The organism is Pseudoxanthobacter sp., assembly GCF_036822375.1.
Classification (GTDB): domain Bacteria; phylum Pseudomonadota; class Alphaproteobacteria; order Rhizobiales; family Segnochrobactraceae; genus Pseudoxanthobacter.
Window position 1 is genome coordinate 1 of sequence record NZ_DAISHT010000181.1, and the last position, 6805, is coordinate 6805.

The window sequence follows — 6805 nt, forward strand, 5'->3', positions numbered from 1 at the left end:
TGGTGCCGAGACAGATGGCACTGACCTTCAGGCCGGAACGGCCGAGCGGGCGATAGTCCATGGGTGTCACTCCGGGGCGGGGCCGGCGGAAGCGCCCGGGAGGGGGCGGGGCCGGCGGAAGGGGATGCGACGCGGATGCGGCCGGCGGGAGAACCGCAGGGGTGCGGACCGGACGGCATTCGTCGATTGGCGATGAAACTGCCGGCGAAACCGCCCTGCCGTCAAGCCCCCCGCCGGCCGGCCTGCTTCCCGCCTGCCGGTCCTCCGCCTGCCGGCTGCGGCCGGCGGCGTGCCGTTCAGCCCAGCCGCATCGCCACCGCGCCGGCCACGATCAGCCCCGTTGCCGCAACCCGGGGCGGGGTCAGCCGCTCATGCAGCACCAGCGTGGCGATGACGAGGCCGAACAGGATGGCACTTTCACGAAGGGCGGCGACGCTGGCCACCGGCGCCCGTGTCATGGCCCACAGCGCCAGCGCATAGGAGGCCGTGTTGGCGGCACCGCCGCCGAGGCCGCGCTTCCAGCCGCGGCGCAGGCCGGCGGCGAAGGCGGCGCGGCGGGTTGCCGCCACCCACGCCACCACGGGAATGCCGCCCAGCAGGTAGATCCACAGCGTATAGCCCGCCGGGCTGCCGGAAAGCCGCACCCCGACACCGTCATTGAGGCTGTAGAGCGCGATCACCAGCGCATTGGCAAGCGACAGCCCCGCCGCGCGCAGCCCGCGCCCGCCCGGCCCGCGGCGACCGGCGATCATGGTCAGCACCCCGGCGGAGATGAGGCCGACGCCGGCCCACACCGGCGGCGACAGCGCCTCCCCCAGCACCGGCAGGCTGACCAGCGCCACCAGCACCGGCGCGGTGCCGCGCATCAGCGGATAGGCAAAGCTCATGTCGGCCGCCCGGTAGGCCGCCGCGACAAGGCCGAAATAGACACCCTGCAACACCGCCGAGACCGCGATGTGCAGCCAGGAGGCTGGTGCCGGCGCAGGCAGGAACGGCAGTGCCAGCGCCGCCACCACGGCCGCGCCGCCCGCCACCAGCGCGGTGGAGACCCAGGTATCCGCCGCTGCCTTGACGAGCGTGTTCCACAGCGCGTGCAGGGCCGCCCCGCACAGCACCACGATCATGACGCCTGCACTCAACTCCGCCTCCGTCCGGCCTGCCTCTTCCCGCCTTCGGCCGGAGCGGGGCGCATGCGGCACCTTTTAGCCGTCTTTGCCGGCGATACTCCGCCCGTTTCCGCTTCGCAACGGAAGGCTGCCATGATCGCACAATCGATCCGGGCCCTGCGGCGTCTGCCGAGCCGGGCCGAATTTCTGGCCGACGATATCGTCCACATCATCGGCCTCACGGCCGGCATCAGCGGCGCGGTGGTTGCCATCGTCATGGCGGCCTTTACCGGCCGTCCGCTGGAAATCGTGTCGGTGTCCATCTATGGCGCCGCACTGGTCACGATGCTGGCCTGCTCGGCGCTCTACAACATGCGCCGCACCAGCCGCCGCCGCGACCTGCTCGGCCGCCTCGATCACGCCGGTATTTTCCTGATGATCGCCGGCAGCTACACGCCGTTCGCCCTTGTCGCGCTCGGCGGGGCGTGGGGGTGGTCGCTGGTCGGCGTGGTGTGGGCCGGCGCGCTCGGCGGCGCCGTTCTCAAGCTGTTCCAGCCGCGCTGGTTCGAGCCGTTCGCGCTGCCGCTCTATCTCGGCCTCGGCTGGCTGATTCTGGTGGCGATCGGCCCGATGGCGGCTGCGGTCGGGGCCGGCACGCTGACGCTCATCGCCATCGGCGGCGCGCTCTACACCATCGGCGTGGTGTTTCACCTGTGGGAGCGGCTGCCGTTCCAGCAGGCGGTCTGGCATGTGTTCGTGCTGGCGGCGGCAGCGGTGCATTATGCCGCGCTGATGGCCGGCGTGCTGCTGGCGCCGGCCTGAGCCGGCCGCCGTTCAGGCGCCGGGGCGCAGCCCCTCCGCCCGGCCGTGCGCCGCCGCCCCGAGGCGGCGTTCCAGGGCATCGGCCAGCCGGAAGCCGCCCTCCCAGCGGCCGAAGCCGCTGGCGACATTGATGTGCCCGGCTTCACCCAGATCGACCAGATCGGCGCCGAAGTCGGCCGCCAGCGCCTCCGCCCGGGCGAACCGCATGAACGGATCGTTGCGGCTGCCGACGAGAACGCTCGGAAACGGCAGGCGGACCTGCGGGATGGGTGCGAACGAGCGGATGCGGTCCGGCGCGGAGCGGGGACAGCCGACATCGGCCGGTGCCACCAGCAGCGCGCCGCCGATGTGCAGATCCGGCCGGCGCGCCGCCAGATGCGCCGTCAGCACGCAGCCCAGACTGTGGGCCACGACCAGCGCACCGGGGTGGGCCTCAACCGCCGCCTCCAGCCGGGCCAGCCAGTCGGCCGGCACCGGCGCGGACCAGCTTTCCTGTTCCACGGCAATGGCATCGGGATCCTCGGCCAGCCAGATGCGCTGCCAGTGCCCTTCCCCGGATCCGTCCAGACCCTGAACGATCAGCCGCGTTGCCATCGCCTGCCCCTTCCGCCCTGCCGAATGCCGCGCATGGCGCAAAAAGTAGCCGCCCCCGGCGGCGCCGGCAAAGCCGGCCGGCACCCGAGACCCAGCGGAAACAGAAACCAATTTCCACAAAATAACGAAACAGGAATTAAATTCTCAATCCTGCTCGCCGGCCGGCGGATAGCGATGGCGGTTGCCGCGCGGATCCTCAACGATCAGGTGATCGTCATGCGTCGTCACCCACGACGGCCCGACCGGCACCTTGCCGTGGCCGCCGGGAATATCGAGCACATAATGCGGCTGGCACAGGCCGGACCAGCGCCCGCGCAGGCCCTTCATCAGCGCCTGCCCTTCCGCAATCGTGGTGCGGAAATGGCCGGTGCCGGGGGCAAGGTCGCCCTGATGCAGGTAATAGGGCTTGATGCGGTTTTCCACGAAGGCCCGCATCAGCGCCCCGAGCGTTTCCACATCGTCGTTGATGCCCCTGAGCAGCACCGACTGGCTGAGCATGGGAATGCCGGCGGCTACCAGCCGGGCCACCGCCGCACGGGCGGCGGGGGTGAACTCGCGGGCGTGGTTGGCGTGCAGCACCACCCACGTCACCGGCCCTTCGGTCACAAGGCCGCCGGCGTCGGTCGCGGGCCGCAGCGCCGCCACCAGCGCCGCCGTCACGCGCGCCGGCGCCACCACCGGCACGCGGGTGTGAAACCGCACCACCTTCACATGGGCGATGGCCCGCAGCGCCGCCATCAGCCGGGCAAGCCGCCGCGGCGAGGCGATGAGCGGATCGCCGCCCGTCACCACCACTTCCCAGATCGCGGGATTGGCCCGGATATAGCCGAGCGCCGCTTCCATGGCCTGCGGACTGAGCGCCTTCGTCACCCCCGGCCCGACCATCTCGCGGCGGAAGCAGAAGCGGCAATAGACCGGGCAGACGTGAAGAAGCTTCAGCAGCACCCGGTCGGGATAGCGGTGCACGATGCCCTCGACGGGGCTGTGCGCGTCGTCGCCGATGGGATCGGCGCGCTCCTCCGGCCGCATCACCAGTTCCGCTACCGTTGGCACGAACTGGCGGGCAACCGGATCGGCAGGATCGGCCGTGTCGATGAGATCGGCCATGTCCGGCGTGACGGAAACCGCATAGCGCGCCGCCACCCGCTCCAGCGCCGGCAGCGCCGAGGCCGGCGCAAGCCCGGCGCCGACCAGCCCGGCCGCGGTGTGCAGCCCCGCCCCCGCGCCGGCCGGCATTTCGCCGGCGGGCGGCACGGCCGCAGCGGGATCGGAGGCGGAAAACAGGGGCTGGGAACGGGAGGCGGTCATCTTTTCGGGATCGGGCGGGACTTCGGGGCCGGCGGGACTTCGGGGCCGGGAAAACTTCGGAACCGGCAGCGCTTCGCGACCGGGCGGAAAGGCCCGTGTCGGGCACCCGACGCGACGGGGCGGGCCGATGCGCCCTTTCAACACCCCGGGCCCGGCGTTGTCACGCCTTTTCCGGCCGGCGCCGGTGGCCGGCGGCACCGGGGCGGGGAATCTCATTGTAGCCGATCGCGGGATCGTTCGATCGCAGCGCGACGATGAATTCGCGCTCTTTCTGAAGCACCTCCGCTTTCGTTGCCTGCTCCGATTCCCACAGAATCTCGCGGCGCACGGTGATGTCGCGGCGATCGTGGCGGGTGGGAAAATCGGATGCCACCAACAACCGGTCGGGGCTGCCAAAACAGGTGATCGTGTCTGTCAGATCGCTGCCGACATAGATCTTGCCGTTCGGCCAGGTCACCTTGCTGACGATCTTCCTCTCCTTCCCCACCCGGTCAATACAACGCCGCCGGCTCCCGGAGGGGAGCCGGCGGCGCCGGATTTCAGGTTACTGACAGGCCGCCGGATCAGGCGGCGAGCTGACGCAGCACGTACTGCAGAATGCCGCCGTTGTGGAAATAATCCAGCTCATCGAGAGTATCGATGCGGCACAGCAGCGGCACCACCTTGCGGGAACCGTCGGCGAAGGTGATCTCCGCTTCCATCTTCTGGCGCGGCTTCAGGTCGCCTTCGATGCCGTGGATGGTCACGGTCTCGTCGCCCTTCAGGCCCAGCGTCTGCCAGGAGGTGCCGTCCTCGAACACCAGCGGCAGGATACCCATGCCGACGAGGTTCGAACGGTGGATGCGCTCGAACGACTGCGCGATCACGGCGCGGACGCCGAGCAGGTTGGTGCCCTTGGCCGCCCAGTCACGCGAAGAGCCGGTGCCGTATTCCTTGCCGGCGAACACCACCAGCGGCACGCCCTCGGTCTTGTACTTCATGGCCGCGTCGTAAATGGCCATTTCCTCACCATCCGGATAGTGGATGGTGAAGCCGCCTTCCTTGCCGCCCAGCATCTGGTTCTTGATGCGGATGTTGGCGAAGGTGCCGCGCATCATGACTTCATGATTGCCGCGACGGGTGCCGTACTGGTTGAAGTCGGCCGGGCGGACCTGATGCTCGACGAGGTAGCGGCCCGCCGGGCTCGCCGCCTTGATCGAACCGGCCGGGGAGATGTGGTCGGTGGTGATCGAGTCGAGGAACAGACCCATGATGCGCGCGTTGACGATATCCGTCACCGGCTTCGGGGTCTCGGTCATGCCCACGAAGTAGGGCGGGTTCTGCACATAGGTCGAGGCATCCTGCCAGGCATAGGTCTGGCCTTCCGGAACCGCGATCTTGCGCCAGTTCTCGTCGCCGGCGAACACGTCGGCATACTTCTCCTTGAACATCTTCTTGGTGATGTTCTCACGGATGAAGGTGGCGATTTCCTTGTTGGAGGGCCAGATGTCCTTGAGGAACACCGGCTCGCCATCGGCACCCGTGCCGATCGGCTCGCGGGTGAGGTCCACCTGCAGCGATCCGGCCAGCGCATAGGCAACCACCAGCGGCGGGGAGGCGAGATAGTTCGCCTTCACGTCCGGGTTCACGCGGCCTTCGAAGTTGCGGTTGCCGGAGAGCACCGCGGCGGCCACGAGATCGGCCTTGTTGATCGCCTCGGAAATTTCCGGCGCCAGCGGGCCGGAGTTGCCGATGCAGGTGGTGCAGCCGAAGCCGACGAGGTTGAAGCCGAGCTTGTCGAGATCGGTCTGCAGGCCGGACTTCGACAGATATTCGGCCACCACCTGGCTTCCGGGGGCGAGCGAGGTCTTCACCCACGGCTTGGCCTTCAGACCCCGGGCAATGGCGTTGCGCGCCAGCAGGCCGGCGGCGATCAGCACGCTCGGATTGGAGGTGTTGGTGCACGACGTGATGGCGGCGATCATGACATCGCCGTGGCCGACGTCGAAGTCCTTGCCGTCCACCGGGGCGCGCTTGGCGGCCTCGCCGGGCTTCTTGAACTCGCCCTCAAGGGCGGAGAGGAAGCCGGTCTTGGCATCGGCCAGCAGCACGCGGTCCTGCGGGCGCTTCGGGCCGGCGAGCGAGGGCTGCACCGACGAAATGTCGAGTTCGAGAACGTCGGTGAACACCGGATCCTCGGCGGACTTGCCGCGCCACATGCCCTGCGCCTTGGCATAATCCTTGACGAGGTCGATGCGGTCGTCCTTGCGGCCGGTCTCCTCCAGATAGTCGATCGTTTCGCTGTCGATCGGGAAGAAGCCGCAGGTCGCGCCATATTCCGGCGCCATGTTGGCGATGGTCGCACGGTCAGCCAGCGACAGGTGATCGAGGCCTTCGCCGTAGAACTCGACGAACTTGCCGACCACGCCCTTCTTGCGCAGCATCTGGGTGACGGTCAGCACCAGATCGGTGGCGGTGATGCCTTCCTGCAGCTTGCCGGTCAGCCTGAAGCCGATGACTTCCGGCACCAGCATGGAGATCGGCTGGCCGAGCATGGCCGCCTCGGCCTCGATGCCGCCCACGCCCCAGCCGAGCACGCCGAGGCCGTTGACCATGGTGGTGTGGCTGTCGGTGCCGACGAGGGTATCCGGGAAGGCGTAGGTCACCTTCTCGCCGTCTTCCTTCACGTCCTTGGTCCACACGGTCTGCGCCAGGTACTCAAGGTTGACCTGATGGCAGATGCCGGTGCCGGGCGGCACGACGCGGAAGTTGTCGAAGGCCGACTGGCCCCACTTCAGGAAGCGGTAACGCTCCTGATTCTGCTCATATTCGCGCGCCACGTTGCGGGCAAGCGAGTCGGCGGCGCCGGCATAGTCGACCACCACCGAGTGATCGATGACGAGATCGACCGGCACCAGCGGATTGATCTTCTCCGGGCTGTCGCCGAGGTTCTTCATGGCATCGCGCATGGCGGCCAGATCGACCACCGCCGGCAC

At 68.8% G+C, this 6805-nt stretch carries 6 protein-coding genes; 1 reads left to right on the plus strand and 5 read right to left on the minus strand.

Annotation, left to right across the window (positions count from 1 at the left end):
• Positions 1 to 296: 296 nt before the first annotated feature.
• Positions 297 to 1139, minus strand: coding sequence for a DMT family transporter (locus V7067_RS13990; RefSeq protein WP_334176519.1), 843 nt, complete (start codon positions 1137 to 1139; stop codon positions 297 to 299).
• A gap of 120 nt (positions 1140 to 1259) precedes the next feature.
• Here V7067_RS13990 and V7067_RS13995 point away from each other — a divergent pair, with 120 nt between their 5' ends.
• Positions 1260 to 1928 (plus strand): hemolysin III family protein, encoded by a 669-nt coding sequence (locus tag V7067_RS13995; RefSeq protein ID WP_334176520.1) that lies wholly within the window; start codon positions 1260 to 1262, stop codon positions 1926 to 1928.
• 12 nt (positions 1929 to 1940) lie between these two features.
• Here the strand turns inward: V7067_RS13995 and V7067_RS14000 are convergent, their stop codons facing one another.
• The 4 genes from V7067_RS14000 to acnA all read right to left on the minus strand — a co-directional run.
• Positions 1941 to 2522: an alpha/beta hydrolase gene (locus V7067_RS14000; protein ID WP_334176521.1), complete on the minus strand. Its 582-nt coding sequence runs from the start codon at positions 2520 to 2522 to the stop codon at positions 1941 to 1943.
• A gap of 144 nt (positions 2523 to 2666) precedes the next feature.
• On the minus strand, positions 2667 to 3758 hold the full coding sequence (locus V7067_RS14005; protein ID WP_334176524.1) for a lysine-2,3-aminomutase-like protein: 1092 nt from the start codon (positions 3756 to 3758) through the stop codon (positions 2667 to 2669).
• A 232-nt stretch (positions 3759 to 3990) separates the two neighbouring features.
• Entirely contained in the window at positions 3991 to 4287 is a 297-nt protein-coding gene (locus tag V7067_RS14010; protein ID WP_334176522.1) for a GIY-YIG nuclease family protein, read from the minus strand.
• A 106-nt stretch (positions 4288 to 4393) separates the two neighbouring features.
• On the minus strand, positions 4394 to 6805 hold a 2412-nt coding region (acnA, locus tag V7067_RS14015), incomplete at its 5' end, for an aconitate hydratase AcnA (protein ID WP_334176523.1).